Annotated in this window: 22 protein-coding genes; 15 read left to right on the forward strand and 7 right to left on the reverse strand. The window is 69.4% G+C overall.

From position 1 onward, the window contains the following. Window positions 1-94 precede the first annotated feature (94 nt). The 5 genes from JSQ98_RS11015 to JSQ98_RS11035 all read left to right on the forward strand — a co-directional run bounded on the left by JSQ98_RS11015 (window position 95) and on the right by JSQ98_RS11035 (window position 4,676). The gene (locus tag JSQ98_RS11015; protein WP_211649707.1) at window positions 95-871 is read left to right on the forward strand and encodes an amino acid ABC transporter ATP-binding protein; all 777 of its coding nucleotides are present in this window, start codon (window positions 95-97) and stop codon (window positions 869-871) included. Between the two features lie 90 nt (window positions 872-961). Then, window positions 962-1,843, forward strand: a complete 882-nt coding sequence (locus tag JSQ98_RS11020; protein WP_090147289.1) for a glutamate ABC transporter substrate-binding protein — start codon at window positions 962-964, stop codon at window positions 1,841-1,843. Between the two features lie 107 nt (window positions 1,844-1,950). Then, window positions 1,951-2,601: an ABC transporter permease subunit gene (locus tag JSQ98_RS11025; RefSeq protein ID WP_090145895.1), complete on the forward strand. Its 651-nt coding sequence runs from the start codon at window positions 1,951-1,953 to the stop codon at window positions 2,599-2,601. Then, on the forward strand, window positions 2,598-3,539 hold the full coding sequence (locus tag JSQ98_RS11030) for an amino acid ABC transporter permease (RefSeq protein ID WP_090145897.1): 942 nt from the start codon (window positions 2,598-2,600) through the stop codon (window positions 3,537-3,539). Before JSQ98_RS11025 ends, JSQ98_RS11030 begins: the two co-directional genes overlap by 4 nt. Window positions 3,540-3,557: 18 nt before the next feature. Next, window positions 3,558-4,676 (forward strand): threonine synthase, encoded by a 1,119-nt coding sequence (locus JSQ98_RS11035; RefSeq protein ID WP_211649709.1) that lies wholly within the window; start codon window positions 3,558-3,560, stop codon window positions 4,674-4,676. Window positions 4,677-4,820: 144 nt separating this feature from the next. Here the strand turns inward: JSQ98_RS11035 and JSQ98_RS11040 are convergent, their stop codons facing one another. The 3 genes from JSQ98_RS11040 to JSQ98_RS11050 all read right to left on the reverse strand — a co-directional run bounded on the left by JSQ98_RS11040 (window position 4,821) and on the right by JSQ98_RS11050 (window position 10,893). Beyond that, complete coding sequence (locus JSQ98_RS11040) at window positions 4,821-8,567, reverse strand: efflux RND transporter permease subunit (RefSeq protein WP_211649711.1); 3,747 nt, start codon at window positions 8,565-8,567, stop codon at window positions 4,821-4,823. A 293-nt stretch (window positions 8,568-8,860) separates the two neighbouring features. Continuing rightward, a complete protein-coding gene (locus JSQ98_RS11045) occupies window positions 8,861-10,087 on the reverse strand; it encodes an MFS transporter (RefSeq protein ID WP_234037121.1) in 1,227 nt (408 codons plus the stop codon). Next, window positions 10,084-10,893, reverse strand: a complete 810-nt coding sequence (locus JSQ98_RS11050; RefSeq protein ID WP_211649712.1) for an SGNH/GDSL hydrolase family protein — start codon at window positions 10,891-10,893, stop codon at window positions 10,084-10,086. The genes JSQ98_RS11045 and JSQ98_RS11050 overlap by 4 nt, the downstream gene beginning before the upstream one ends. Before the next feature lie 55 nt (window positions 10,894-10,948). Here JSQ98_RS11050 and JSQ98_RS11055 point away from each other — a divergent pair, with 55 nt between their 5' ends. The 7 genes from JSQ98_RS11055 to JSQ98_RS11085 all read left to right on the forward strand — a co-directional run bounded on the left by JSQ98_RS11055 (window position 10,949) and on the right by JSQ98_RS11085 (window position 16,210). Beyond that, window positions 10,949-12,247, forward strand: coding sequence for an acyltransferase family protein (locus JSQ98_RS11055; RefSeq protein ID WP_211649713.1), 1,299 nt, complete (start codon window positions 10,949-10,951; stop codon window positions 12,245-12,247). Between the two features lie 149 nt (window positions 12,248-12,396). Further along, window positions 12,397-12,633 (forward strand): 50S ribosomal protein L28, encoded by a 237-nt coding sequence (rpmB, locus tag JSQ98_RS11060; protein WP_090145908.1) that lies wholly within the window; start codon window positions 12,397-12,399, stop codon window positions 12,631-12,633. Further along, window positions 12,633-12,800 carry a 50S ribosomal protein L33 gene (gene rpmG / locus JSQ98_RS11065; protein ID WP_010155688.1) on the forward strand — a complete coding sequence of 56 codons (168 nt, stop codon included), beginning with the start codon at window positions 12,633-12,635 and terminating at the stop codon, window positions 12,798-12,800. Before rpmB ends, rpmG begins: the two co-directional genes overlap by 1 nt. 2 nt (window positions 12,801-12,802) lie before the next feature. Then, window positions 12,803-13,108, forward strand: coding sequence for a 30S ribosomal protein S14 (gene rpsN, locus JSQ98_RS11070; RefSeq protein ID WP_090145910.1), 306 nt, complete (start codon window positions 12,803-12,805; stop codon window positions 13,106-13,108). A 281-nt stretch (window positions 13,109-13,389) separates the two neighbouring features. Then, the gene (locus JSQ98_RS11075; RefSeq protein ID WP_090145911.1) at window positions 13,390-13,668 is read left to right on the forward strand and encodes an HU family DNA-binding protein; all 279 of its coding nucleotides are present in this window, start codon (window positions 13,390-13,392) and stop codon (window positions 13,666-13,668) included. 142 nt (window positions 13,669-13,810) lie between these two features. Next, window positions 13,811-15,817 carry a bifunctional copper resistance protein CopD/cytochrome c oxidase assembly protein gene (locus JSQ98_RS11080; RefSeq protein ID WP_211649714.1) on the forward strand — a complete coding sequence of 669 codons (2,007 nt, stop codon included), beginning with the start codon at window positions 13,811-13,813 and terminating at the stop codon, window positions 15,815-15,817. A gap of 66 nt (window positions 15,818-15,883) precedes the next feature. Continuing rightward, window positions 15,884-16,210, forward strand: coding sequence for a hypothetical protein (locus JSQ98_RS11085; protein ID WP_211649715.1), 327 nt, complete (start codon window positions 15,884-15,886; stop codon window positions 16,208-16,210). A 27-nt stretch (window positions 16,211-16,237) separates the two neighbouring features. Here JSQ98_RS11085 and dcd read toward each other — a convergent pair whose 3' ends face one another. After that, complete coding sequence (gene dcd / locus JSQ98_RS11090) at window positions 16,238-16,843, reverse strand: dCTP deaminase (protein ID WP_090145917.1); 606 nt, start codon at window positions 16,841-16,843, stop codon at window positions 16,238-16,240. Between the two features lie 57 nt (window positions 16,844-16,900). Between dcd and JSQ98_RS11095 the strand changes: the two genes are divergently transcribed. After that, window positions 16,901-17,527: an FMN-dependent NADH-azoreductase gene (locus JSQ98_RS11095; RefSeq protein WP_090145919.1), complete on the forward strand. Its 627-nt coding sequence runs from the start codon at window positions 16,901-16,903 to the stop codon at window positions 17,525-17,527. Here the strand turns inward: JSQ98_RS11095 and JSQ98_RS11100 are convergent. After that, window positions 17,514-18,176: a TetR/AcrR family transcriptional regulator gene (locus tag JSQ98_RS11100; protein WP_200330662.1), complete on the reverse strand. Its 663-nt coding sequence runs from the start codon at window positions 18,174-18,176 to the stop codon at window positions 17,514-17,516. The two genes, JSQ98_RS11095 and JSQ98_RS11100, sit on opposite strands and share 14 nt — an antisense overlap. A gap of 188 nt (window positions 18,177-18,364) precedes the next feature. Between JSQ98_RS11100 and JSQ98_RS11105 the strand changes: the two genes are divergently transcribed. Both JSQ98_RS11105 and JSQ98_RS11110 read left to right on the forward strand, forming a co-directional pair. Then, window positions 18,365-21,262 (forward strand): MMPL family transporter, encoded by a 2,898-nt coding sequence (locus JSQ98_RS11105; protein WP_211649716.1) that lies wholly within the window; start codon window positions 18,365-18,367, stop codon window positions 21,260-21,262. Further along, window positions 21,259-23,349 (forward strand): YhgE/Pip domain-containing protein, encoded by a 2,091-nt coding sequence (locus tag JSQ98_RS11110; protein WP_211649717.1) that lies wholly within the window; start codon window positions 21,259-21,261, stop codon window positions 23,347-23,349. Before JSQ98_RS11105 ends, JSQ98_RS11110 begins: the two co-directional genes overlap by 4 nt. Here the strand turns inward: JSQ98_RS11110 and JSQ98_RS15105 are convergent. After that, complete coding sequence (locus JSQ98_RS15105) at window positions 23,303-24,559, reverse strand: MFS transporter (RefSeq protein WP_249290814.1); 1,257 nt, start codon at window positions 24,557-24,559, stop codon at window positions 23,303-23,305. The genes JSQ98_RS11110 and JSQ98_RS15105 overlap by 47 nt on opposite strands. Further along, window positions 24,537-25,433 (reverse strand): dihydrodipicolinate synthase family protein, encoded by an 897-nt coding sequence (locus JSQ98_RS11120; protein WP_211649719.1) that lies wholly within the window; start codon window positions 25,431-25,433, stop codon window positions 24,537-24,539. Before JSQ98_RS11120 ends, JSQ98_RS15105 begins: the two co-directional genes overlap by 23 nt. Window positions 25,434-25,544 lie beyond the last annotated feature (111 nt).

The raw sequence follows: 25,544 nt of genomic DNA on the forward strand, positions 1-25,544 counted from the left end.
GCCGATCATCAGGCGTTTTCCCTCACCCTAGCCAGCTTTGTGGCAGTGGCACAAGAACTAGCACCGCGAGCCGCTCTGTTTGTACGATCGCAGCATGGGAGACACGACAGCGGTCAGAGTGGTCCGCGACGATCGGGAGCCGCTCGTCATCATCGATTCGGTGAACAAGCACTACGGCGATCTGCATGTGCTGAACGACATCAACACGCAGGTGGGCCGTGGCGAGGTGGTCGTCGTGCTCGGGCCCTCGGGCTCCGGAAAATCGACGCTCTGCCGCGCAATCAATCGCCTTGAGACGATCGACTCCGGCACGATCTCGATCGACGGCCAACCGCTTCCCGAAGAAGGGAACGGGCTCGCCACGCTGCGCGCCGACGTCGGCATGGTGTTCCAGCAGTTCAATCTGTTCGCGCACAAGTCGATCCTGCAGAACGTCACCCTCGGTCCGATGAAGGTGCGCGGGCTCTCTCGCAAGGATGCGGAGGAGAAGGCGATGGCGCTGCTCGAACGCGTCGGCATCGCCAATCAGGCGCAGAAGCTGCCCTCGCAGCTCTCCGGCGGCCAGCAGCAGCGCGTCGCCATCGCCCGCTCACTCGCGATGGACCCGAAGCTCATCCTGCTCGACGAGCCGACCTCGGCACTCGATCCCGAGATGATCAACGAAGTGCTCGACGTGATGATCGGGCTGGCCAACGACGGGATGACGATGCTGGTGGTGACGCACGAGATGGGCTTCGCCCGGCGCGCGGCCGATCGCATCATCTTCATGGCGGATGGCCAGATCGTCGAAGAGGCGACACCCGAGCAGTTCTTCACCGACCCGAAGACGTCGCGGTCGCAAGACTTCCTGTCGAAGATCCTGGGCCACTGACTCGTCCCCCCCCCGCAACGAATTCGACGCCGCTGGCCGCAGGCCGACAACGTCACCGCGCCCCAACTCACCGAAGAGAAAGCAGAAATGATGCGAATTGCTCAGTACGGAGCCGTCCTCGCCGCAGCAGGACTCCTGGCCCTCACCGCTTGCGCCTCCGGCTCGCCGAACGACGCCGGCGAGGAATCGTCGGCGCCGGCGCCGGCGGAGGACGTCAGCTTCGAAGACGGCACGACCATGGCGAAGCTGAATGAAGCCGGCAAGATCACGATCGGCACGAAGTACGACCAGCCGCTCTTCGGCCTGATGAACCCCACCACGAACTCCCCCGAGGGCTTCGATGTCGAGATGGGCAAGATCATCGCCGCGAAGCTCGGCATCTCGGAAGACCAGATCGAGTGGAAGGAAGCGGTCTCCGCGAACCGCGAGCCCTTCATCGAGAACGGCGAGGTCGACCTCGTCATCGCCACGTACACGATCAACGACGACCGCAAGAAGGTCATCGACTTCGGCGGCCCCTACTACACCGCGGGTCAGGATCTCCTCGTGCTCTCGGGCAACCCCGACGGCATCACGGGCATCGACGATGTGAAGGGCGAGAAGGTCTGCTCGGTCACCGGTTCGACCTCCGAGGAGAACCTGAAGGAGGCCGGCGTCGAGGTCCTCGCCACGGACACCTACTCCAACTGCCTCGAGCCGCTTCGTTCGGGTGAGGTCGTCGCAGTGTCGACCGACAACGTGATCCTCGCCGGCCTCGCCGACCAGAACGAGGGCGAGTTCGAGGTCGTCGAGAACCCGTTCACCGAGGAGCCCTACGGCATCGGGCTCATGAAGGGCGACGACGAGTTCCGCGCCTTCGTGAACGACACGCTCGAGGAGTCCTTCGACAACGGCGACTGGGCGGCGGCCTGGGAGAAGACCGCCGGCAAGGTGCTGGAGACGCCGGAACCCCCGGCGATCGACCGCTACTGACCTCGCTCGACACCTTTTCTCCTATCCATCCACTCGTTCGGAACTGAGCTGACCCGGGGGCGGTGCGAGCCGCCCCCGGGATCCGCCCTCAAGAAGGGATCCCGATCGTGGACGTCCTACTGGCGAACGCCGACGACATTCTCGCCGGCTTCCTGATGACGCTGCAGCTGCTGCTCTTCGGAGGTGTCGGCGCGCTGCTCATCGGACTCGTCGTCGCCGTGCTGCGCATCTGCCCGGTGTCGTCGCTGCGCGGCTTCGCGACGGCATACACCGAGCTGATCCGCAATATTCCGCTGACCCTGCTGCTGCTCTTCATGGTCTTCGTGCTGCCGCTGATCGTGCCGGACAAGCCGCCCTACGCGCTGCTCGCCTCCATCGGGCTCGCCGTCTACACCTCGCCATTCGTGGCCGAGGCGCTCCGCAGCGGCATCAACGGCGTGCCCGTCGGTCAGGCCGAGGCCGCCCGCTCCATCGGGCTCGGCTTCGGGCAGACGCTCTCGTTGATCGTCCTGCCCCAGGCGCTGCGCATGGTCGTCCCGCCCCTGATCAACGTCTTCATCGCGCTGACGAAGAATACGTCGGTCGCCGGTGGGTTCTTCGTGGTCGAGCTGTTCGCCACCGCACGGCAGCTCACCAACAGCAACGGCCAGGCGGTGATCCCGATTCTCGTCGGTGTCGCCTGCTTCTATCTCCTGATCACCATTCCGCTCGGCCTGCTCGCCGGGCAGATCGAGAAGAAGGTGCGGGTGCTGCGATGAGTGCGACCGTTCTCTACGACGCCCCCGGCCCGAAAGCGCGTCGGCGATCCCGCATCATCTCCGTCGTCGGAGTCATCGCGCTCGCGGCACTGCTCGGCTGGGTGGTCTGGCGGTTGGCTCAGCCGCAGATCTCGGTCAACGGCAACGAGAACCCCGGAATGTTCGACGCGTCGCGCTGGGACGTGCTCGCCTACGGCGAGGTCTGGCAGTTCATCGGACGGGGCGTGTGGAACACCCTGCGCGCCGCTGCGGTCGCAATGGTCGGCGCGGTGCTGCTCGGCATGGTCTTCGCGTTCGGACGACTGGCGACGAACGCATTCATCCGCATCCCGACGACCGTGCTGCTCGAATTCTTCCGCGGGATGCCCGTGCTGCTGATGATGCTCTTCATCCTGCTCGTGGCGTCGACCGGTGCGTTCGGCGCGGTGGTCATCGCACTCATCATCTACAACGGGGCGATCATCGGCGAGGCCCTGCGCGCGGGCATCGTGGCCCTCAACAAGGGCCAGCGGGAGGCGGGGCTCTCCATCGGTCTGACCCCGATGCGCACGCGCTTGCTCATCGAGTTCCCGCAGGCCTTCACTCAGATGCTGCCGATCATCATCGCGCAGCTCGTCGTGCTCTTGAAGGACACCTCGCTCGGCTACATCGTGGCCTACTCCGAGCTGGCCTCGACGGTGAAGCAGGCGTCCACGTTCTACGGCAACCGATACCTCTTCACCTTCTGGGTGGTGGCCGTCGTGATCTACCTGGCGATCAACCTCACGGTGTCGTGGCTCGGTCGTCGTGCAGGCCGGCTCGCAGCGACGCGCAGCGGAAAGCCGACGGCCGCGGCCAAGCCGGCAGCGGTGGCGGCCTCGATCGGCGGTGAGCTCGGTGCAGGGCTCGGCGCGACGGACGGCGACGACGATGCCGGTGGCCGCCGCCGGACCCGTTGATCTCTCGCTGAGGCGCATGTGAGCGACGACCTTCCCTACCTCGACCCGGCGACGGGCGCACGATACGCGCTCGAGCCGGGTCGTTGGCGTTCGGACTCGGGAGGACCCCTGCTGCTCGCGCCGGGCCGGGGGATCACCCGCGCGGATATCGAGCACGGCGCTCCCGGGCTCTGGCGGTACCGGGCCGCCTTCGCCCTCGACGTCGACGAACCACTCGTGCTCGGCGAGGGGCGGACTCCGCTGGTGCCCGGCGTCTGGGGGAGCGCTCGGCCGCTGTGGAAACTGGAGTGGTGCTCCCCGACCGGCAGCTTCAAGGATCGGGGCGCCTGCGTGATGCTCTCGGTGCTGCGGCAGCAGGGGGCACGCGCGGTGATCGAGGACAGCTCGGGCAACGGCGGAGCCGCGATCTCCGCCTACGGGGCCGCGGGCGGGCTCGACGTCACGGTCTTCGCGCCGGCGACCACCTCGCCCGGCAAGCTCGTGCAGGCGCGCGCGTACGGGGCGCGCATCGAGCTGGTGGAGGGACCGCGCGTCGCCTCGCAGGAGGCGGCGATCGCTGCGGCTGCGCACGGTGCGGGCTGGTACGCCAGCCACAACTGGCAGCCGTTCTTCTTGGAGGGTACGAAGACCCTCGCCTACGAGATCTGGGAGGACCTCGGGTTCCGCGCTCCCGACGCCGTCGTGCTGCCGGTGGGTGCGGGGAGCAGCCTGCTCGGGTGCGCGTTCGGCTTCCGCGAACTGCTGCGCGCCGGCCAGATCGAGCGCGTGCCGAGGCTCTACGCCGCGCAGCCGCTCAACTGCTCGCCGGTGGATGCGGCGTTCCACGTGAAACCAGGAGAACCGGTGCCGAACCGCCCGGTGCGCGCGACCATCGCCGAAGGCACGGCGATCTCCCACCCACTGCGGCTCGGCGCGATGCTCGACGCACTGCGCGAGAGCGGCGGCGGCACGGTGGCGATTCCGGAAGCGGACATCCGCTCAGCGCACGCGGAGCTCGCCTCGCACGGACTCTACGCCGAGCCGACGAGCGCGACGGCTGCCGCAGCGGTGAGCGAGCTCGTCGCGCGCGGCGCGGTCCTGCCCTCCGAGACGACGGTCGTGCTGCTCACCGGGTCCGGGTTGAAGGCCGCGGCGTGAGGCACCGCTCATTCGTCTCGCGCCGTCGCCCCTTCGCGCCATTGCGCCGAGGCTGAGCCTGCGCGCCGCGCAGCTTCGCGCCGCGCAGCTTCGCGCCGCGCAGTCGAGCACCCGGGGCGGGGCGGGGCGCACCAAGGTGCAGCGCTACTGCCCGGCCTCACCTGCCTCGCCGCTCTCGTCTTCCCGACTGCCGCTCTCCCTGCGCGCCGCGCGAGCATCCCGGCGGGCCGCCTTCGCCTCGCGCTTGGCTTCGCGTTTCGCCTCGCGGGCGGAGCCCTTCGTCGAGCGCTGCTCGGCAGCGAATGCTCGCTGGGCCTCGCGGGCTTCGCCGGGAGCGCCCGCACTCTCGGCCTGCCGCTCCAGCTTTCTCGCGCGACGCGCCTCGCGCTTCGCGATCTTGCGGTCACGGCGGCGCTCGACGAGCGTGTAGAGGATCGGCACCAGGATGAGCGTGAGCAGCGTCGATGACACGAGGCCGCCGATCACGACGATCGCGAGGGGCTTCGAGATGAACACACCGCCCCCGGTCAGGCCCAGCGACATCGGGATCAGGGCGAACACCGTGGCTGCCGCGGTCATGAGGATCGGGCGCAGACGCAGTCGGGTGCCGTGCTCCACCGCCTCGTCGAGGGTGGCGCCGGCCTCGCGGAGGCGGTTCACGAGGTCCATGAGCACGATGGCATTCGTCACCACGATGCCGATGAGCATCAGCAGGCCGATGAGGGCGGGAAGCCCGAGGGCTGTGTTGGTGACGAGCAACCCGATGATGGCGCCGGTCGCGGCGAACGGGATCGAGATGAGCAGCACCAGGGGCCCGCGGAAACTGCGGAAGGTGGCGACCATCACGAGCAGTACGAGCATGATCGCGGCGAGCATCGCGAGGCCGAGTTGGCCGAACGCCTCGTCTTGCTGGGCCGCCGCGCCGCCCTGTTCGAACTGCACGCCGGCCGGCAGCTCGGTCTCGGCGATCGCGGTGTCGATCGAGAGGCTCGCGGTCTCGAGCTCGCCCTCCTTCGGAGTCACGGTCAGCGAGACCTGACGCTCGCCATCGGCGCGCGTGATCGTCGGCGCGGTGAGTTCCTCCTCGACGGTCGCGATCGCGGAGAGGGGGATCGCGGCGCCGGTGACCTCGGCGGCTGCGCGCTGTTCGGCCTCCGCCGCCTCAGCTTCGGCCTGCTGCGTCGCCGCATCGTTCCGCGCCTGGCGGAGCGAGGCGATCTGCTCATCCATGCCGGTGATGCCCGACTGGGCGCCTTCGAGCGCGCCCTGCAGCGAGGCGAGTTGCTCAGCGCGTTCCTGCTGCGCCCGCAGCATCGCATCCTCGTCGGGGGTGCGCGGCTCCTCCGGGACGATCGGCGCGCTCGAGAGCTGCGCGAGCTGCTCGTTCAGCGCTCCGATCTGCGACACCAGCTCGGCCCGCTGATTCGCCGCTTCGGCGATCTGGGAGTCGAGCTCGTTCGCCGCCTCGATGCGCGCGGTCTCCGCTTCGGCTTTGGCTCTGTCCTCGAGCACCTGGTTCGCGGCCTTCTGCGCCTCCGCCGTCTGTTGAGCTGTGACGGGCAGCAGCACCTCGCCGAGCTGGTCGGCGGCGCGCGCAGTGCCGGGGGTGCGCACGATGATGTCGCGCTCTTGGCCGTCGAGCATGAGCGAGCCCACGGTCGATCCCGAGAGGGCCTCTTGCACCGCCGTCGCGATGGTCGTCCGGTCGAACCCGAGACGCGTCGCTTCGAGCTCGTCGACCCGCACGCGCAGCACGGGTTGTTCCCCCGAGAGTTCACTCGTCACGGAGCGGACCCCGTCGGCGTCGGCGAGCTGCTGCTCGAGCAGGTCGCTGGCCTCGCGGAGCGCCTCGGAGTCGTTGCCCGAGATCTGCAGCGCGATGCCGTCGCCCGCCCCCGCGACGAACGCGTCTTGCGAGGCGAGCGAGATCTCGCCCGAGTCCGGCAGCGCATCGATCGCGTCTTGCACGGCCGATTCGACTGTGGCGACCTCTGCGTCATCGGCGAGCTGCAGATCGTAACTGATGGTGCTCGGGGTGCCCGGGGTGGGCATGGGGATCGACGTCATCACATCCGCGATGCCAGGGATCTCACTGAGTGCGGCCTCCACGGGCTCAGCTGCGGCGACGAGGTCATCGCCGGTCTCCTGGGGCGGCGCCTGCGTGAGCTGCAGGCTCTCCTGGCCGGAGGAGCCGAGGAAGTCCGTCTGAATGAACGCGGTCATGCCGAGTGTGGCGACGAGCAGCAGGCCCGACACGACGAGCGTGATGGCCGGGTGGCGCCGGGTGGCGTTGAGCGCGGGCATGAAGGTGCGCTGCAGTCGGTCGGGTGCGGTGTGGATCTCGTCGAGTTCGGAGACCGCGGCGGGATCCTGCTCGGCGTCGTCCGACGCGTCGGTCTCGGCGCTGGGCTCGCCCCGATGGGCGGGAGCGTTCTTCAGGAACCAGAAGGCCAGCACGGGCACGATGGTGAGTGCGACGACGAGCGAGGCGAGGAGCGCGATCGAAACCGTGATGGCGAACGGCCGGAAGAGCTGGCCCGCGATGCCCGACACGAATGCGATCGGCAGGAACACCGCGACGGTGGTGAGCGTCGATGCGGTGATGGCGCCCGCCACCTGCCGCACCGAGGCGACGACGCCCTCGATCGTGAGCGGCCCGTCGCCCCTCCGGCGGCTGATGTTCTCGATGACCACGATGGAGTCGTCGACGACACGGCCGATCGCGATCGTGAGCGCGCCGAGGGTCAGGATGTTGAGCGTGTTGCCGCTCGACCAGAGGCCGATGAGGGTGATGAGCAGGGAGAGCGGAATGGACACCGCGGCGATGATGGTCGACCTCCACGACCAGAGGAACGCGAGAATCACCAGCACGGCGAACAGGAGTCCGAGCCCGCCCTCCACCGAGAGATCGTGGATCGACTGCTCGATGTACGGTGCCTGATCGAAGATGGTGATGAACTCGGCGTCGAGGGTGGGGGCGAGGCGATCGAGCTCGGCGTTCACCGCGTGCGAGATGTCTACGACGTTCGCGCCCTGCGACGGCGTGATCTGCAGCGTCAGCGAGGGGTTGCCGTTCACGCGAGAGATGTTCTGCGCGGGAACCGCTTCCATTTCGACGTCGGCGAAGTCGGAGATGCGCACTGCACCCTCCGCGGTGGGCACGGGCAGATTCGAGATGTCTTCGATCGACGTGAGCGCGGCCCCGACGGTGACGGAGATCGGCCCCTCGGCGGATTCGGCTTGACCGGCGGGAAGCGCCGCGCCGTTCGCCTGGAGGATGGGCTGCAGCGTCGACGGATCGACTGCGAGGCGGGTGACGTCTGCGGGGCGGAGGTCGATCGAGATCCGATGCTCCTCCTGCCCGGCGAGCTCGACCGTGCGCACGCCGGGGACGTTCTGCAACGCCGGGACCACGGTCTGGGCGAGCGCGTCGCCGAAGGCCTCCTGGTCGCCCGACGTTCCAGCACTGAGCATCATCGCAGGCATGTCGTCGGCGCCGCCTGACATGACCTGCAGCTCGCTGCCCGAGGGGAATGTCGGCCGCAGCGCCTCGGCCGCACTCCGAATGGCGCGCAACGTCTCGTCGTCGTCGGTGCCGAACGTCCATTCCGCGAGGATCTGCGCGTCACCGCTGGCCGTCGTCGACGTCACGCTCGTGACACCGGGCACGGCGAGCAGCGCTTGCTCCACCGGCTCCGTGACCGTGCGCGCCATCTCCTCGGGCGCGAGCCCCTGCGACTGCGCCATGACATACGCCATCGGCACCTGCATCGAGGGCATCAGCTCCTGCTTGAGCGATCCCATCGAGACGATGCCGATCACGGCGATCGCGAGGGTGGTGAGCCCGACGATGAGTCGGTTCTTGAGACTGGTGCGCGTGAGGAACGACATGAACGCTTTCGGCTGGGGTCTCGCACTGCGTAATGGATCGGGGCCGACGGATCCGAGGATTCGTCGGCGACCGTGCATCGTGGAGCGGCGTGACGGGGAACGCAGCCGGGCGCGGGCCGAGCGGCGAGATCAACCCTTTCAGCTTGGCCGGTGAACCGTTCGACGGCATCGTGCTCCGGTACCATTTCGGATCATCCCGCGGGATGATTCCGGGAAGCCGGAAGCGGCTCCCGCGCCGATTCTCCGAGGCATTCGCGCTCCCCGCGTGGCTCCGTGCGCCGGGTCCGCCCCGGTCACCGCACGTAACGGTCGCGGCCCGCGAGCACGCCGAGGCCCATGACCAGCACGCCGATGCCGCCCAGCGTCCAGAGCGCCGGCGCCCATGAGCCGGTCGCGTCGTGCAGCAGCCCGATGGCGGGAGGCCCGGCGGCCGCGCAGAGGTACCCCACCGCTTGGGCCATGCCCGATACGGCAGCGGCGTGACGGTGATGATGCGTGCGCAGGCCGAAGAAGGAGAGGGCGAGCACGATGGAGATTCCGCCCGAGAGCCCACCGCAGCCGGCCCACAGCGCTCCCCATTCGGGCGCGAACGCCAACCCGACCGCCGCCACCACGAAGAAGACGCCGGAGACGGCGCCGAGGCCGCGCTGATCGCGGAACCGGGGGATGAGGGCCGAGCACACCGTGCTGCCGACGATGGCGACGGCGTTCATGATGAGCAGGTGGAAGCCGGCTGCCGCGGGGGAGATGCCGGCGGCGATCTCGATCGAGGGCAGCCACAGAATCAGAATGTAGTAGGCGACGGATTGCACGCCCATGAACGCGGTGAGCTGCCAGGCGAGTGCCGATCTCCACGGGGAGAATCGGTCGCGCGAGGTGCCGCCGCCGGGCAGTGCGATGGTCTCACTCGGCGGCTCGTTGCGCGGTGATCGCGAGCGCAGAATCCGCGGAAGGAGCGCGGCAAGCCCGAGGAGTGCGAACCCCGCCCAGATGCCGAGCGACGCCCGCCACCCCAGCTCTGAGGCGTCGGCGAGCGGCACTGAGACGCCGGCTGCGATCGCCGCGAAGACCGATTGCACCACGGAGTACGCACCCGTCACCTGCCCGATGCGCTTCGGGTAGTCCCGCTTCACCAACGAGGGCAGGGAGACGTTGAGCGCGGCGATCGCGACGCCGAGCACGATGGTGCCCGCCCAGAGCCACACCCCTCCGACGGACCGGAGCGCGATTCCGGCGGCGAGCAGCGCGAGACTCCCGCCGAGCAGGCGTTCGAGCCCGAAGCGGAGCGCGATCCTGGGCACGAACGGTGAAACGCCGGCGAACGCGAGCAGCGGCAGGCTGATGAGCATCGACGCGGCGAGCGAGCTCAGTTCGAGTTCCGTTTGCAGGCGATCGAGGATCGGGCCGACCGAGGTCAGACTCGCTCGGAGGTTGCCGGCGACGAGCAGCAGCCCGGCGAGCGCCAATGCCGCTGCGAGCGGCCCCGTGCGGCCGGCGCTCGAGTCGCGGGGCTGGGTCATGCCTCGGGGTCGGCGCCGAGTGCGCGCGGCTCCACACGCGTCCACTCGGCGTACTTCGCGGTGCGTCCGTCTCCGCTGGAGCGCCCGGTGAGGCGGCGCTGCACCCAGGGGACGACGTGCTCACGGGTGTAGCGCAGCTGATCCCTCCGAGTCGGGCGCGGGATCGCCGCGGCGTTCAGCTCCCAATCGGCCGGCGCGGTGTAGCCCATCGCCCGCAGCACGTTGGCGGCGACGCGGCGATGCCCGACCGGCGCGAGGTGCAGGCGATCCGGCGACCAGTACTGCCCGCCGGCGAGTTCCGGATCGTTCCAGTTGTCTGCGAAGCGCACGTCGAGGCGCTCGGCGATGGCGCGCGCGGCTCGCACGAGTTCGTCGCCTTTCACTCGCACACGGGCACCGCCGGGTAGCCCCGCCGTCGGATTGGCGCCGGCGAGCAGAATCGGCTCGGCGTCCGAATCGCGGATGCGCATCAGCGCGTGCTCCGTCTGCGCGGCGACCCACGCGATATTCGTGCGCGGGCGCAGCATGTCATTGCCGCCGCCGTTGAACGTCACGACCGTCGGCTGCAGGGCGAGTGCCGGCTCGAGCTGCTCGGCGATGATGGGAGCGAGCAGTCGCCCCCGAATGGCGAGGTTCGCGTAATCGACGGCGGCGCCCGTTGCATCCGCGAGCCCCTGCGCCACGAGGTCGGCCCACCCGCGAACCGAGCCGTCGGGTCGCTCATCGCCGACCCCCTCGGTGAAACTATCGCCGATGGCGACGTACCGGATCGGGGCGCGTTCAGTGGCTTCGTGCGGCTCGCTCACGGGCCCAGCCTACGCCCATCGCCGATGCGGGACCGCGGAGGCCTAAGCTGGGCGGGTGGTGAAGCAGCTGCCCAGGATCCCTCCGGATCGCGACCTCTCGATCGACGCGGTGCGCGCCCTGTGCCTGCCGATCGTCGTCCTGCTGCACGCGCTGCAGATGGGAATCTCGGGGGATCTGCTCCGCGCGCAGAACGCACTCGCAGAGTGGCAGCCGCTCGTCTGGATCACCTGGGTCGGCATGATCATGCCGACGTTCTTCATCGCGGGCGGCTTCGCGGGGATCACGACCTGGCGGCGTCTGCGCGGCCGGGGCGGCACCCCGGGCGACTACCTTCGCATCAGGGCGTTGCGGCTGGCGCGCCCCGTGCTGTCGGCCATGCTCGCAGTGCTCGTGACCCTCGGCGCGATGCGGCTGTGCGGCGCCGATCCCGATTTTCTCCGCAGCTTCGCCTTCCGTCTCGCAGAGCCGCTCTGGTTCATCGCCGTCTACGCGATCTGCACCGCGTTCGTGCCCGTGATGGCGCGCCTGCACCGTCTCGCCGCATGGCCCACCTACTTCGGTCTCGCCGGTGCGGCCGTCTCGGTCGACCTGCTCAGTCGCTTCGCCGACCTTCCGATCGCGCCGCTGAACTGGGTGCTCGTGTGGCTCTTCGTGCAGCAGCTGGGATTCGGCGTGCGGGACGGCTGGTACGCGAAGCGGCCGCGCTGGCTGCTGGTGGCTCTCGCCGTCGCGGCGTACGCCCTGATGGCCGTTGCGGTGTGGGGGCTCGGGTACTCGCCCGACATGCTCGACAACCTGAACCCGCCCACCGTGCTGCTGCTCCTGCTCGGCCTCGCGCAGGTCTACCTCTTCACACTGCTGCAGCCCGCGATCCGCCGTGTCGTGCGACGGCCTCGGGTGCTGATCGTCGCGGGGATGCTCGGCGCCTTCGGCATGACGATCTACCTGTGGCACGTCGTCGCCATGGCGATCGTCGTCGGTGCGCAGATGGCGCTCGGCCTCCCGTTCCCAGAGCCGCTCACGCCCGTGTGGTGGGTGACGCGGATCCCCTGGATACTGGCGATCGCCGGAGTGCTCGCGGTGCTGTGCCCCGCCGTGTCGTCGCTCGAGCGTCGCTGGCCGCGGGAGCGAGAGCTCGACATGCCGGCCTGGGCGGCGCTCACGGCGACCGGCCTGCTCGTCGGGTCGGTCGGATGGGTGCTGACGCAGGGCTATCTCACCGGCGGGACCGCAGGTGCGATCGTGGCGCTCGCCGCGGCGATCGCGTGGCTGACGGCGGGCGGCCCGGCGCGCAGACGACGTGTTTCCGGCACTGCGGACGACACGCCCGGCTTGCGCGCCGTGCGATCCTGACGTAGGCTCGGTCTTTGGCTGTGCGCCGTCCCAGTGCGCAGACCGCGCGAACTGATCGCAGCGAATCGATTCTCGATCTCGCCGCGGGTTCGTGCAGACAAGAAATCTTGGGTGAGGCCGTCCGGTCTCACGGTATGAGAGGAAACATCATGGCAGCAGTGTGCCAGGTGACCGGCGCCGTTCCCGGCTTCGGACACAACATCTCGCACTCGCACCGTCGCACCAAGCGTCGGTTCGATCCGAACATCCAGAAGAAGACCTACTTCGTGCCCTCGCTCGGCCGCAAGGTGACCCTGACCCTCTCGGTCAAGGGCATCAAGATGATCGACGCTCGCGGTATCGAATCGGTAATCGCTGATCTGCAGAAGCGCGGGGTGAAGCTCTAATGGCTAAGGATAAGGACGTACGTCCGATCATCAAGCTCCGTTCGACGGCCGGCACCGGGTTCACCTACGTGACGAAGAAGAACCGTCGCAACACCCCCGACCGTCTCGTGCTGAAGAAGTACGATCCGGTCATCCGCAAGCACGTCGACTTCCGAGAGGAGCGTTAATCATGGCGAAGAAGAGCATGATTGCGAAGAACAAGCAGCGCCAGGTCATCGTTGCGCGTTACGCGGCGAAGCGCCTCGAGCTGAAGAAGGCCCTCGTGGACCCGAACGGCACCGACGAGAGCCGCGAGGCCGCACGCGTCGGCCTGCAGAAGCTGCCCCGCAACGCGTCACCGGTGCGCGTGCGCAGCCGCGACGTCATCGACGGCCGCCCCCGTGGCGTGCTGACGAAGTACGGCGTCTCGCGTGTGCGTTTCCGCGACATGGCGCACCGCGGCGAGCTGCCCGGCATCACCAAGTCGAGCTGGTAACGACTCGTAGCTGGCGCTTGAGCTGAGAATGGCGTGGATCCTTCGGGGTCCACGCCATTTTGCGTTGCCGGCGCCCCGCACCCGAAACGGTCTCCGATCAGCCGCAATACCAGGTCGCAGTGCGTCACTCTGGGGAATCCCCGACCGAAGTTCCGCATCATTCCGCCGAATTGGGGTAGATTCGAACCGATCAATCGATCGGACTCTCCATCCGGAGGGAACCCTGAACCAAGATCTAGGGGCGTGCCCGGTTGCGGCGCATCGCCTTGGAAGGACACAACATGGCACTCAACAAGACCGAGCTTGTCGCGAAGATCGCTGCCGAGACCGGCCAGAGCCAGGCCGCCGTCTCCAGCGTGATCGACGGACTGTTCTCCGCTGTTTCCGAGACCGTCGCTTCGGGCGACAAGGTCTCGATCCCGGGCTGGATCTCCTTCGAGACCGCGACCACCGCTGCTCGCACCGGCCGGAACCCCCGCACCGGCGAGTCCATCGACATCCCCGCTGGCAAGCGCGTCAAGGTGTCGGTCGGCAGCAAGCTCAAGGCTGCTGTCAAGTAACATCGTCTTCCTCGAAGCTCCCGGGCCGCGTTGCGGCTCGGGAGCTTCGTCGTTTCGGGGCCCGTCGGGCGGCGTGGTGAGCCGGACCGCAGGCGACGGGGCATCGATCACGCTCCCACCGCACTACGCGTAGGCTAGTCGGGTGCCCCGTTTCGTCCGCGTTCTCGCCCCCGCTGCGCTGCTCGCGGCGACCCTCCTGGCGCTGTGGCTCGGTCTGAGTATCGGCGGTGCGGCCGCCGAGCGCTCGCTCGCCGACCCGGGTGCGATCGTGCGCGTCGGCCTGCCGCTCACCCGGACGATCGTGAACATCGCGATGGCTGCTCTCATCGGCTCCATCGTGATGTCGGTGTGGGTGTTCGCGAGCGATCGCCCGGAGACGCGTCTCGCGATGGATCTCGCTGCCGGTTCCGCAGCGGTGCTCACCGTCGCGAGTGCCGCGGCCACGCTGTTCACCTACCTCGACGTGTCGAGCCAGCCGCTCTCCGGTGACGCCTCGTTCGGTGCCGGCCTCGCGCAGTTCCTGACGGAGATCGAACTCGGTCAACTCTGGCTCCTCGAGTTGCTGCTCGCGGCGGTGACGACGGTGCTCGCGTTCGCGATTCGCGGCCGCAAGCTGATGCTGATCGTGCTGGTGGCGGCTCTGACGACCGCGCTTCCACTCGCTCAGCAGGGGCACGCGGCCGGGGCGTCGGGTCACGGTGCGGCGGTGAACGCGCTCCTCGTGCACATCGTCGGCGCCGCAGTGTGGCTCGGCGGTCTGCTCACGCTCATCTTCATCGCGCGCTCGGTCGACCACAGGCGACTCGCCGCGGTCACCGCCCGCTACTCCTCGATCGCGCTGCTCGCCTTCATCGGAGTCGCGGCGTCGGGAGTCGTGAGCGCGTGGTTGCGCGTCGGCACCTGGGACGCTCTGCTCGGCACCGGGTACGGGCAGCTCGTGCTGCTCAAGACGGGATCGCTCGTGGTGCTCGGGGCGTTCGGCGCGATACAGCGCGTACGCCTGATCCCGCGCATCGCTGACTCCGCACGAGGCATGCGCCCGTTCGCCTGGTTCGTGGTCTGCGAGCTCGCCGTCATGGGCGTCGCGAGCGGCATCGCGGGCGCCCTCGGCCGCACCGCGACACCGGTGGCCCTCGAACCGGTGCGCGACCAGCCGGGCGGGATCAGTCCGGCCGAGTGGCTCACCGGTGACCCCCTGCCGCCAGAGCTCACGCCGCTGAGCTATCTCACCGAGTGGAAGTTCGACCTGCTCTGGGTGCTCGTCTGCATCTTCGCAGCGGGAATGTACCTCGCTGCGGTCGTGCGCCTCGCTCGTCGCGGCGATCGCTGGTCGTCGGGCCGCACGACGGCATGGCTCCTCGGCATTCTGCTACTCGCCTACACGACGAACGGTGCGCTCAACGCGTACGAGCAGTACCTCTTCAGCGTGCACATGCTCGGGCACATGATGTTCGCGATGCTGATCCCGCTCTGCCTCGTTCTCGGCGCTCCCGTCACACTCGCGCTTCGGGCGACGCACAAGCGATCCGACGGCTCCTGGGGCGGTCGCGAATGGATTCTGTGGGCCGTGCAGACGCCCTTCTCGAAGATCGTGACGCACCCCGCCTTCGCCGCCGTCATGTTCTCCGGTTCGCTGTGGGTGTTCTACTTCACGCCGATCGCCCGCTGGGCCGCCGAGGAGCACCTGGGGCACCAGTGGATGATCATCCACTTCCTGATCTCCGGCTACCTCTTCAACCTGTCGATGATCGGCGTCGACCCGGTGCCCTACCGCTTCCCGTATCCCCTGCGCATCGTCACCCTGTTCGCCACGATGGCGTCGCACGCCTTCTTCGGCGTCACGATCATGACGGGCGACGGACTGCTGCTCTCCGACTGGTACGGGGCCATGGGGCGGACGTGGGGCGCTCCTCCCCTCGAGGATCAGTCGACGGGCGGCGGCATCGCCTGGGGCATCGGCGAACTGCCGACCCTCGCGCTGGCCCTGATCGTGGCCGTGCAGTGGTCGCGGAGCGATGAGAAGGAGCAGAAGCGCAAGGATCGCGCGGACGACCGCTCCGGCGGCGCCGAGCTCGAGGCGTACAACGAGATGCTCGCCCAGCAGGCCCGCCGCGACGGGAAGCGCGCGAGCGACCCTCAGCGCCGCTAGCCGCGCGCGCGACGCGGGCGGAGCGGGGCGGCATGCGGGCCTCCGACGCTTGATAGCCTCATGGTCATGACGCAACACGACGTGCACGGCGCACCGCCCCTCGACGCGACCGGCAGGCAGGAGATGCACGCGCTCACGCGGGAGCGCATGCGGTTCTTTCTGCGGTTCGCGCTGACGGAGGGCGCAGTGCTCGCGATCCTCATCGTGCTCATGTACGCCGGGCGCATCATCGACCCGGATCTCGGCCTGTATCTGCTCATCGGGGTCGCGCTGGTCGGCGGCGTTGTGCTGTCGGTCGTGCTGTCACGTCAGATGAAGCGGCAGCAGGCGATCGTCGCAGCGTCGGAGGCGCGTCAGGAAGCGGTGCGGATCGAGGCATCGCGCCAGCCATAGGCAGCCGCGACGGGGCCCAGCCCGTCCTCAAGCGCCGATCGCGCCGGCTTCGGTGGAGCGCACATCGGCGCGGTGGAAGTTGAGGTGCGAGCGCGAAGCCGTCGGGCCCCGCTGGCCGAGGTACCGGGAGAACGTCGCACCAGAACCGTAGGGGCGCTCCGCTGGCGAGGTCAGCTTGAAGAAGCAGAGCTGCCCGATCTTCATGCCGGGCCAGAGCCGGATCGGCAGGGTCGCCACGTTCGAGAGCTCGAGCGTCACGTGGCCCTCGAAACCGGGGTCGATGAAGCCTGCCGTCGAATGCGTGAGCAGGCCGAGCCGCCCGAGCGAGCTCTTGCCCTCGAGGCGCGCCGCGACGTCGTCGGGCAGCGAGACCTGTTCGTACGTCGAACCGAGCACGAATTCGCCCGGGTGCAGGATGAAGCCTTCTTCCGGGTCGACCTCGATCAGGCGCGTCAGCTCCGGCTGCTCCTCGGACGGGTCGATCACCGCGTACTTGTGGTTGTCGAAGAGGCGAAAGTAGCGATCGAGTCGCACGTCGACACTCGAGGGCTGCACCATCGACGGCTCGCTCGGCGAGAGGCCGATGCGTCCTGATTCGAGTTCGGCTTTGATGTCACGATCTGAGAGCAGCACGGGACGATTCTACGGGGTGGCGGTTATCCTCGTCTCGTAACGAGGGAAGGGGAAGTCATGCCGACTCTGCTGCAGGTCGACGGCGCCATCGCCGACAGCGCGTCGCGCACTCGGATGCTCACGAACGCGGTCGCGGAGGCCTGGATCGCCAGGGGGGATGAGTTCGTCGTGGTGCAGCGCGATCTGCATTACGACCAGCCGCCGCACTTGACCGAGCGCTCGCAGCACTGGCCCGCCGAGTTGCGAGGCGGTGAGAGCCTTCGCGCCTCGCGGCAGCGGGTGCAGGATCAGCTGATCGCCGAACTGCTCGACGCGGATGCGCTCGTCGTCGGTGCGCCGATGTACAACTACGCGATGCCCTCGACGCTGAAGGCCTGGGTCGACCTGGTCCATGTGCCAGGGCTCACGTCGTCGTGGGCCGGATCGCCGCGGCCTCTCGAGGGCAGGCCCGCCGTGATCGTCACCGCCCAGGGGGGCCCGCTCGAACCCGAGGTGCAGGATTTCGTGACGGCGCCGCTCGCCCATCTGTTCGGAGCGGGCTTCGGCATGGAGGTGTTCGTGGTGGGCACGAGTCGCACACTCGCTGAGATGCTGCCCGAGCTCGGCTTGGAGTGGGCTGCGGACGATCTTCGGCGCGCGCGGGCGGAGGCGGCCGAGCTCGGCCGCACGATCAGCGCGGGCTGAGGGGTTCGGTGACGGCGAAGAGCAGTTCGCCGATCTGGTGGGGGAGCGCCGCGATGCCGCGCGGGTGCTGCTCGCCCTCGAGTGCGGAGACGCGCGCCGCGCGCTCGCACATGCCGTTGATGATCTCGGTGGTGCGATCGGCGGGGAAGATGAAGCGGCGACCCGCGGCGGCGATGGCCGTCTCGACGAGTTCGGCGAGGCTTGCCGTCGCGCGGTCGAGCAGGGCGAGGTATCCCGGCGCGATGTCGGGATCGCGCATAGCGAGCAGCGCGAATTCGTTTTCGAGAATGATCCAGTGGGCATCGCCCTGCTCGACGGCGATGAATCGCGTGATGTACTCGGCAGCCTGTTCCGCATCGATCTTGCCCTGGAGTCGTTGCAACGCCGGCGTGAGCTCGGCGATCGTCGATTCGACTTCTTCGATGCGTCGATCGAACTCGCGTTCGAGCACCGCGAGGAACAGTTGCTCCTTCGTGGAGAAGTTCGAGTAGAAGGCGCCGCGTGAGAATCCGGCGCGGGCGCAGATCTGCTCGACTGACGCGCCCTGCACTCCGGCCTCGGCGAAGACCTCGATGGCGGCGTCGAGCAGGCGGCCGCGCGTCTCTCGTCGCCGTGCGGTCGGCGGATCCTGGTGCGGCTCGTTCGTCATCGCAGCCCCTTCTCGTCTCGGCAGACAGCATGCAGAGCCTAGCCTGAAAGAATCCCGATACATCAGTGTACCCAGTCGGATACACTCGTGTATCGAAACGGATGCACTCGTGTATCGATCGCTGAGTCGGCGGTCAGACGCACCGATCCGTTCCCCTCCCCGCCCGAGATCGAAAGGCCTCACCCCGCATGTCGACACTGCTGCACGCCATCGGACTCTGGGCGACCCGCGCGAGATGGCTGGTGCTCGCGACCTGGATCGCGATCCTCGCGGTCCTCGGCATCGCCGCCGGCCTGTTCTCGCAGGGGGCGAACGCGCCCATCACGATTCCCGGCACGGAGTCGCAGGAGGCGATCGACACGCTCGGGCGCACATTCCCCGAGGTGAGCGGCACGAGTGCGACGATCATCGTCGTCGCCGCAGACGGTGAGCGGGCGGACCAGCAGCCCTACGAGCAGACCATCGTGGACGCCGTCGACGAACTCGAGCAACTCGACGACGTGAGTGCGGTGACCCACCCGTTCGACGAGCAGGCCGCGGCGGGCCTGAGCGACGACGGGCAGGCGGCGCTCGTCACCGTGCAGATCACCGGCGCGCAGAGCGATGTGTCCGACGCGACGGCCGACGGCATCATCGCCGTAGCCGAACAGCTGCAGGATCGCCTGCCCGCCGACGCGGAAGTCTCGCACGGCGGAGACGTGTTCTCGGTCTCGATCCCCGGCTTCACCGCGACCGAGGCGATCGGCGTCGTCATCGCGTTCGTCGTGCTGCTCTTCACGCTCGGGTCGCTCGTCGCGGCGGGCATGCCGCTCATCATCGCCATCATCGGCGTTGGCGTGACGATCGCGGGTCTGTTCGTCACGACGGCCTTCGCCGAGATGACCTCGACGACCCCGATGCTCGCGCTCATGCTCGGGCTCGCGGTCGGCATCGACTACACCCTCTTCATCGTGAGCAGGCATCAGGAGCAACTGAGGTCGGGGCTCGGAGTCACCGAGTCGATCGCCCGGGCGACGGCGACGAGCGGCTCGGCCGTCGTGTTCGCAGGGCTCACCGTGATCATCGCCCTGCTCGGCCTCGCGGTCGCGGGCATTCCGTTCCTCACCGCGCTCGGGGTCGCCGCCGCCGCCGGTGTCGCAGTGGCCGTGCTCATCGGGGTGACGCTCACGCCTGCCGTCCTCGCCATGGCCGGGCTGAAGATCCTCCCGAAACGGCAGCGCGCCGCGCTCGCCGCCGGCGCACCGATCGAGTCAGCACCGGCCAGCGCCTCCCACGGCCCCAGCCGCGCCGACCGCTTCTTCGGCGGATGGGTGCGCGGAGTGACGGCGAAGCCGGTCGCGACGATCCTCGCCGTTCTGGTCGTGCTCGGCGTCGCAGCGATTCCGATGACCCAGCTGCGGCTCGCGCTCCCCGGGGCCGAGACACTCGAGGAGACCGACCCGGCTCGTGTCACCTACGAGCTGACCGGGGAGCACTTCGGCGAGGGGGCGAACGGGCCGCTCATCCTCACCGGATCGATCATCACCAGCGATGATCCCGTCGGCCTGATGGAAGACCTGGCCGACGAGGTGCGCGACATTCCCGGCGTGCACGATGTGCCGCTCGCGACCCCGAACCAGAACGCGGATACCGGCATCATCCAGGTCGTGCCGGAGGACGGGCCGCAGGCCGAGAGCACCTCCGAGCTCGTCGCCGAACTCAGAGCGCACCACGACGAGTGGCTCGACGACTACGGGGTCAGTCTCGCCGTGACGGGATTCACCGCGGTGGGCATCGACGTGTCGAACCTGCTCGGCGAAGCGCTGCTGCCGTTCGGGGTGCTGGTGGTCGGACTCTCGCTGATCCTGCTCGCCATGGTCTTCCGCTCGGTCTGGGTGCCGATCAAGGCGACCCTCGGCTACCTGCTCTCCGTGGGCGCCGCCTTCGGAGCCGTGGTTGCCGTCTTCCAGTGGGGATGGCTCGGCGATGCGCTCAACGTGCACGCCACCGGACCAGTGCTCAGCTTCATGCCGATCATCTTGATGGGGGTGCTCTTCGGGCTCGCAATGGACTACGAAGTGTTCCTCGTCTCGCGCATCCGCGAGGAGTACGTGCACGGCGCAGATGCTCAGACCGCGATCCGGCGCGGCTTCGTCGGCAGCGCGAAAGTGGTGACCGCCGCGGCGCTCATCATGTTCGCGGTGTTCGCGGCCTTCGTGCCCGAGGGCGACCCGAGTATCAAGGTGATCGCGCTCGGGCTCGCGGTCGGCGTCTTCGTCGACGCGTTCATCGTGCGCATGACGCTCGTGCCGGCGGTCTTGGCGCTCCTCGGCGACCGCGCCTGGAGCATGCCGGGCTGGCTGAGCCGCGTGCTGCCGTCGTTCGACGTGGAAGGCGAAGGTCTCGCCCGCGAGATCGCGCACGCTGCATGGCCGGCGGACATGCCACAGGCGCGGATCGCGGCGGACGCGCTCGTCCTGCCCGGCGACGCCGCGAGCACGTCTGGCGGCGCGGGTGGCGCGGATGCGGCGGGCATCGGAGCGCCGACGATTCGCGTCGGAGTCGGCGAAGCGCTGGTGCTGGACCCGCAGCAGACGGGCCGAGCCGTGCCGCTCGCCGAAGCGCTGTCGGGCCGCGGGCCGATCATCGCCGGTACGGCGAAGGTGGCAGGCCTCCTGCTGCCGGAGCGCGCGGCATCCCTGCGCTCGCGCGCGGCCTGGGCGACGCCGGCGACGCTGCGCGAGGCATTGCAGGATCACCCGGCCGTACTCGTGCTCGACCTGCGCGAGGCGGGGCAGGCCGATGCCTCGTCGGCGGCCGTCGACGGCATGCGTTCGGCGTTCGCAGCGCATGCGGTGTCGGTCGCACGGGGAGCGGCGCCAGAAGTCACGCCGGTCGTGCTCGGCGGCGCCGAGCTCGCGCGGCGGATCCTGCCAGAGGGTACGGAGCTGGTGACGCTCGACCGCGCCTCGGCCTGGGCCTCGGCCCGCGTTCCGTCCCCCGTTCCGACTCCGCCCGCTGAAAGCGCGACAGAACGTCCGCTCATCAGCCCCGTGAAACCAGAAGTTCTGTCGCATTTCAGCGATCGTGAAGGGAGCGCACGATGAGCGCCGCGTTGACCCGACTCAAGAGCGACCGACCCGTGCGATGGACGACGATCATCGGCATCATGCTCGTGCCCCTGACGGTGGCCGGCGTGCTGCTGTGGGGGCTCTGGAACCCCACGGAGCGCCTCGAGAATGTGACCGCCGCCGTCGTGAACCTCGACGAGGCCGCCGAGGTCGACGGGCAGACCGTGCCGCTCGGACGGGTGCTCGCGGGCGAGCTGATCGGCGAGCCCGAATCCGATTCGTCGGCCGGCGACGACGGCACCGCGAACTTCACGTGGGTGCTGACCGATGCCGAGGACGCGGCTGAGGGCGTCGCCGATGGCCGGTACGCGACCGTCGTGACGATTCCGAAGACCTTCTCCGCCGATGCGACGTCGCTGTCGGGCGAGCCGGGAGACGCCAGGCAGGCGCGGATCGACGTCACTGAGAGCGATCGGGGACGACTGATCGATGCAGCGCTGTCTGGCATCGTGACGCAGACCGCGACGCAGGTGCTGAACGAGCAGCTCGGCGAGCAGTTCGTCGCCGGCGTCTACGTCGGGTTCAATGAGCTCGGAGACGGAGTGGGCGACGCCGCCGACGGAGCCGATCAGTTGGCCACCGGGGTGTCAGAACTGTCGACGGGCACCGCGCAGCTCGACGAGGGCGCGGTTCAGCTCGCGGACGGCACGCAGCAGCTCGCGGACGGCACGCAGCAGCTCGCGTCCGGTGCCGGAACGTTGGCGAGCGGCTCCGGCGAATTGGCCTCCGGCGTCGGGCAGTACGTCGCCGGCGCTCAGCAGCTGGCCGACGCGTATCCGCAGCTATCGGCGGGTGCGACCGCCGCGGTGCAGCAGCTGCAGACGCTCATCGGGGCGATGACGCAGCTGCAGGCGGCTTCGGCCGAGCCGTCGGCGCAGCTCGAGCAGGGGCTGACGGCCGCCGGCACCGGCGCCACGGCATTGCGCGACGGTATCGCGCCGTTGGTGACTGACTGCATGGTGTCGACGGGCGATGCGGCGTACTGCCAGCGGCTGAGCGGCACGCTCCAGAGCCACGTCGGCGCGATCGGCGGAGGTCTAAAGACTGCGAGCAATGGCGCGGCCGGGGTGGCCGAGGCCACGCAGGCGTTGCAGCAGCAACTCGGCGGTGCGACCCCGCCTGGCGTCGACCCGGCGGCGCAGCTCGGCCAGCTCACCGCGGGCCTCGCCGACTTCGGTTCCGGATTGAACGAACTGGCCGCGCAGGGCGGCCAGCTCTCCTCCGGCGCGGCACAGCTCGCCGACGGAGCGGCGCAGTTGAGCGCGGGCACCGGGGAGCTCGCCGCGAACGCCCCGCAGCTGGCTGACGGGGCGTCGCAGCTCGCGGACGGCACTTCGGAGCTCGTCGACGGCACCGCGCAACTCGAAGACGGAGCCGGCGAGCTCGCGACGGGTCTGCAGACCGCGGCCGACAACGTGCCCGTCACCACCGACGCGGAGCGCGAGCAGCTCTCACGCGCCGCGGCGACGCCGGTGCTGGCCGAGGGCGCGAGCGACGAACTGTTCACCGCATCGGGCGTGCCGCTCTTCGCTGGCATCGCACTCTGGGCGGGAGCCCTGGCCGCGTTCCTCGTGCTGTCACCGCTCTGGCGACGTGCGCGCGACGCGGCCCGCGGAGTCGGGTACATCACGCTGCGGAGCGCGGTTCCGGCGATCGCGCTCGGCGCGATCCAGGGGGCCGCCGCCGGGGTGGCGATGCCGATCGCACTCGGGTACGACTTCGGTCAGGGGGCGCGGTTCTTCGGGTTCGCGTTGCTCGCGGGGATCGCCTTCACGCTGCTCGTGCAGGGACTCTCCGCGCTGCTCGGCGGCCTCGGCCGGTTCCTCGCCTTCGTGCTGCTGGTCGTCGCCTTCGCGGTCGGCATCGTTTCGACGGTTCCGGGTGCGCTCGCCGCGGTGGGCGATGTCAGCCCGCTGGGGGCGGGGCTCGACGGCTTCCAGTCGATCGCCACGGGTGCAGGATCAGCCGGGAGCGCGGCGTTGCTGCTGGTGCTGTGGGCGGTGGCCGGCCTCGTGCTCACCGGGCTCGCCGTCGTGCGGGCTCGCCGGTCTGCGGCGCGGTAGCGGGAGCGGGCGCGGCTCGCGACCGCGCGCCCGCGAGCGCCGCGAGGACGCAGACGCCCGCCACCAGGGCCACCGGCATCCACGCCGCCCCGAAGAGCAGCACGCCGGCGGTGGCCGTTCCCGCAGAACCGGCGGCGATCTTCAGTGCGCCGACCCAGATGAAGACCTGACCGCGGGCCTCGGCGGGTGCGTACTCGCTGCGCGCAGCGAGCGTCGCAGCGAAGAACAATGCGTTCGCGATTCCCGCCGCCCCGCAGGCGACGAGCGCTGCGACGAAGCTCGGCATCGCGGCCACGACGGCCAAGGCGGCGGCGACGACGAAGCACAGCATGACGACGAGTCGATCGGCGTCGCCCGGGAGCGGTTTCACCATGAGCAGCGCCGACCCGATCAGGTTGCCGACGCCGTAGCCCGCGACCAGCGTTCCGGCCAGAGCGGCGCCGCCGAACTGCGGAGCGATCGCCACGGCGTAGATCGGCAGCACGGCGACGGAGAACGCGACCGTGACGGTCAGCGCGAGCGTGCGCCGCAGCGGGCCGGAGCCCCAGATCTGCCGGAAGGTCTGCAGTGGCGAGGGCACTGCAGACGCATCGGTGACGGGAGGCTGACGGGGGAGTGCCAGCACCGCTGCCGCCCCGGTGATCGCGGCCGCGGCGAGTACGAGGGCCGCCGTCAGCGGCCCGGGTCCGGCGGCGATCCATGCTACCGCGGCGGGGCCGAGCGTGCCGCTGATGCCGTAACTCGCGACGTCCCAGCTCTGCGCTCGCCGCTGGTGCTGCCGTGACGGCCCGGCGATCGCCGGAAGCCTGCTGCTGATGCCGCCGGTGAGCATCGGGCCGAACAGGCCGGAGACGAACAGGAGGACGGCGGGCACAGCCGCCCAGGTGTGGGGCAGGAGGAGCGCGGCGACGCCGAGAAGCGCACCGTGCATCACGGCGGAGACGGCGATGACGACGCGCCCGTCTCGGGCGGTGTCGAGCCGCCGGGAGATGAACGGGCCGAGCAGATGGGGCGCGGTGATCGACGCGCCCAACAGGCCGGACACCCATGCGGGCAGACCGGTGTGCTGCGCGAGCAGCACGATCGCGACGACCGCGCCGCCGTCGGCGCTGCGCACGAGCGTCGCGGCGAAGACGTATCGCGCGAGGCCGCCGCTCCGCCGGGTGGCGCCGGAGGCGGCGGGCGCCTCAGCCGCCGAGGCCGAGCTCATCTGAGACTCGCGCAACCTCTGCGCGCTGCGCTGCGGTCAGGCCGAGGATCGGCAACGGGAGCGATCGCGGTGCGACGAGTCCGAGCAGTTCGGCGATTGCGGCGGTGACGCGCAGGCTTCCGCCCATCGTGCTGAAGAGATTCCAGAGCGGTTGCAGTTCTGCTGATGCCTGGAGCGCCGCGTCGCGATCTCCCGACTGCGCCGCGCGCGCGATGCGCAGGGCGACCTCTGGGAGGGTGCCTGCGATCACCGAGTACCAGGCGTCGCACCCCGCAGTGAGACCCGCGGCGGCGGATGCGTCGCCCGAGATGCCGACCGTCACGTGGTCGGGGAGCGCCGCACGAATCTGCGCCATGCGATCCGACGCTGCGGCATCGCCCTCCGGGAGGGCGGGAACCTTGACCGACGCGATGCCGGGCAGTTGCGCGATGCGGCCGTAGAGCTCGGTGGTGAAGGTGAAATGCGTCGTGCCGGGATTGTCGTAGACGATCACGGGGAGCTCCGTCGCGTCGGCGACGGTCGCGAAGAGCTGGAAGACGTCATCGGGGGTCAGCGGCTGATAGGTCATCGGCGCGAGCAGCACCCCGGAGGCGCCAGCGGCCTCGGCGCTCCGCACGTTCTCGAGCACGTGGGAGGTGCGCAGCGCCCCGACTCCGACGTGCACGGGCGTCGCACCCGCGTGGGCCACGGCGAGGCGGGCCACCCGGGAGCGCTCTTCCAGACTGAGGTAGGCGTACGAGCCGGTTGAACCGAGTGCCGTGATCGAGTCGACCCCGGAGGCGGCGAGTCGTTCGATCAGCCCCGCGTACGCGGCCGCGTCGACCGCATCATCGACGAAGGGGGTGAGGGGAAACGCGCTGAGACCGGTGAACACGGGTGGACTCCATTCCTGGGGGCGCGCGCCGGGGCGACGCGGATGGCTTGTGGACTATCGTGCCGCGTGAACTGGTTGTACCGTTACTCCAGAAACGTTCGACTTCAGTAG

The sequence above is a fragment of the Leucobacter manosquensis genome (assembly GCF_018304845.1).
GTDB lineage: Bacteria > Actinomycetota > Actinomycetes > Actinomycetales > Microbacteriaceae > Leucobacter > Leucobacter alluvii.

Excerpts from the sequence above, each read along its gene's own strand:
- JSQ98_RS11015 (WP_211649707.1), top strand. The coding sequence starts at position 95 with ATGGGAGACACGACAGCGGTCAGAGTGGTCCGCGACGATCGGGAGCCG.
- JSQ98_RS11020 (WP_090147289.1), top strand. The coding sequence starts at position 962 with ATGCGAATTGCTCAGTACGGAGCCGTCCTCGCCGCAGCAGGACTCCTG.
- JSQ98_RS11030 (WP_090145897.1), top strand. The coding sequence starts at position 2,598 with ATGAGTGCGACCGTTCTCTACGACGCCCCCGGCCCGAAAGCGCGTCGG.
- JSQ98_RS11040 (WP_211649711.1), bottom strand. The coding sequence starts at position 8,567 with ATGTCGTTCCTCACGCGCACCAGTCTCAAGAACCGACTCATCGTCGGG.
- JSQ98_RS11045 (WP_234037121.1), bottom strand. The coding sequence starts at position 10,087 with ATGACCCAGCCCCGCGACTCGAGCGCCGGCCGCACGGGGCCGCTCGCA.
- rpmB (WP_090145908.1), top strand. The coding sequence starts at position 12,397 with ATGGCAGCAGTGTGCCAGGTGACCGGCGCCGTTCCCGGCTTCGGACAC.
- rpmG (WP_010155688.1), top strand. The coding sequence starts at position 12,633 with ATGGCTAAGGATAAGGACGTACGTCCGATCATCAAGCTCCGTTCGACG.
- rpsN (WP_090145910.1), top strand. The coding sequence starts at position 12,803 with ATGGCGAAGAAGAGCATGATTGCGAAGAACAAGCAGCGCCAGGTCATC.
- JSQ98_RS11075 (WP_090145911.1), top strand. The coding sequence starts at position 13,390 with ATGGCACTCAACAAGACCGAGCTTGTCGCGAAGATCGCTGCCGAGACC.
- JSQ98_RS11085 (WP_211649715.1), top strand. The coding sequence starts at position 15,884 with ATGACGCAACACGACGTGCACGGCGCACCGCCCCTCGACGCGACCGGC.
- JSQ98_RS11095 (WP_090145919.1), top strand. The coding sequence starts at position 16,901 with ATGCCGACTCTGCTGCAGGTCGACGGCGCCATCGCCGACAGCGCGTCG.
- JSQ98_RS11100 (WP_200330662.1), bottom strand. The coding sequence starts at position 18,176 with ATGACGAACGAGCCGCACCAGGATCCGCCGACCGCACGGCGACGAGAG.
- JSQ98_RS11105 (WP_211649716.1), top strand. The coding sequence starts at position 18,365 with ATGTCGACACTGCTGCACGCCATCGGACTCTGGGCGACCCGCGCGAGA.
- JSQ98_RS11110 (WP_211649717.1), top strand. The coding sequence starts at position 21,259 with ATGAGCGCCGCGTTGACCCGACTCAAGAGCGACCGACCCGTGCGATGG.
- JSQ98_RS15105 (WP_249290814.1), bottom strand. The coding sequence starts at position 24,559 with ATGAGCTCGGCCTCGGCGGCTGAGGCGCCCGCCGCCTCCGGCGCCACC.